Source organism: Rhodococcus aerolatus (genome assembly GCF_054783215.1).
In genome coordinates this window covers 7,501-9,325 of the sequence record NZ_BAAGQZ010000048.1, presented here as the reverse complement: position 1 = coordinate 9,325, position 1,825 = coordinate 7,501, and the positions used below count along the sequence as shown (strand labels likewise).

General features: G+C 34.4%; 1 rRNA gene. It reads left to right on the top strand.

Annotation, left to right across the window (positions count from 1 at the left end):
- The first annotated feature begins 1,249 nt into the window (after window positions 1–1,249).
- A 5S ribosomal RNA gene (gene rrf, locus ACYVOF_RS18435) occupies window positions 1,250–1,368 on the top strand.
- The last annotated feature ends 457 nt before the right edge of the window (window positions 1,369–1,825 follow it).

Genomic DNA, 1,825 nt, shown 5'->3' with positions numbered 1-1,825 from the left:
TTGTAAGTACTAGAGTAGCCTTTGTTGCTACGATGTACTGAGATTAAGCCTTTGTCATTGAATTTGTTCCTCCGGGAACACTTTCTACTAAATGATTAATAAAATTTATTATTATTAATTTTTTTTTTTTTTTTGTGTACAAGTGTTTTGATACACTCTTGAGGGAATGGAAAAAAGTGTTTGAAATACACATTGTTGGCTGGCGATGGTGAAAATTTTTTTGAGAGTACTTGAGTGTACGCCCGTGCCCGGATTTATGATAGGGTATGGGAGGGTTACGGTCATGGTACGGTTCAAGTTACGGTGAATACGGTGCCCGTCTACGGTACGGTCCGTATGTGTACTTTCGTGATAAGTTGAAAATGATTTCTTGTCAAGCTTTGAACTTTCGTGATAAGTTAGAAATGATTTTTGAGTAAGCTTAAAACTTTCGTGATAAGTTAGGAATGATTTCTATAGTGCTTGAGACTTTCGTGATAAGTTGGGACTTTCGTGATAAGTTAGAAATGACTTCTTGTCAAGCTTGAAAGTTTCGTGATAAGTTAGGAATGACTTTTTCACAGCCTGAGAGTTTCGTGATAACTTAGAAAATTTATTAAGCCCAGGGTTTCGTGATAAGTTTGAAATGAATTTTATATAGGTGTAGAGTTTTGTGATAAGTTAGAAAGAATTCCTACACAAGCACAAGAGTTTCGTGATAAGTTGGGAGTGATTTTCTTCCAGCTTAGAGTTTCGTGATAAGTTAGGAATGATTTTTACAAGCTTGAAGTTTCGTGATAAGTTGAAAATTTTATTAAGCCCAGAGTTTCGTGATATGTTATAAACCGTTTCTACTCAAGCCTAGGGGTTTCGTGATAAGTTAAGAATAGTTTTTTATAAGCCTGGAGTTTCGTGATAAGTTAGGAATGACTTTTGTTCAAGCATAGAGTTTCGTGATAAGTTGGGAGCTCAAGCTTAGAGTTTCGTGATAAGTTCGAAAATTTCCCTGCTTAAGCGCGGAGTTTCGTGATAAGTTAGGAGTTGTGTCATAATAATAATCAACTATACCATACTCCACATGAATGAAAACATGTTTCCAAGTATCCAAATAGTATTCGACAAAGGTTCGACAAAGGTTCACATGGTTCTTATCCTTCTACATTACATGAATTCACTTTTTCAATCTTGAAAAAAATATAAAATCCTAGAAAAATTCACATTTTAGTTTATGTTTGATACCTTTGTGTTTGCTTTAATTACTTTAACTATAAGCTACGGCCATACAATGTTGAAAGCACCGGATCCCGTCCGATCTCCGCAGTTAAGCAACATCTGGACCAGTCAGTACTATGGTGGGGGACCACATGGGAATACTGGTTGCTGTAGTTTTTGCAATTTTTTTTGCCAAAATTTCCAATGAATTCATATTAATCATCTACACACTTTTATATAACTTTTTTACAATTACATGTAATATTTTATGCGTAACTTGCATTGTATGAACACTTGGAATTATAAACAAGTAGTATTATTGAACAAAATGAACATTTTTTTAAATAAATTACACCTTTATAATTTGTTGCCATGCACTTTATACTTGTTATATTTTGTTGCTATGGACTTGCTATCATAAGTGGCTTACCAAGATTTTGGGTGTACATATAAGGCATAATTAGTTGTTATGCAAGTTTACGCTTGCTTTACTTTGTTGCTATGGACTGTTGGTGACTTTACTTTGTTGCTATGGACTGTTGGTGACTTTACTTTGTTGCTATGGACTGTTGGTGACTTTACTTTTGGCTTGTCATGAATGATAAGTGACTTATAACTTGACTCGTCATGGATT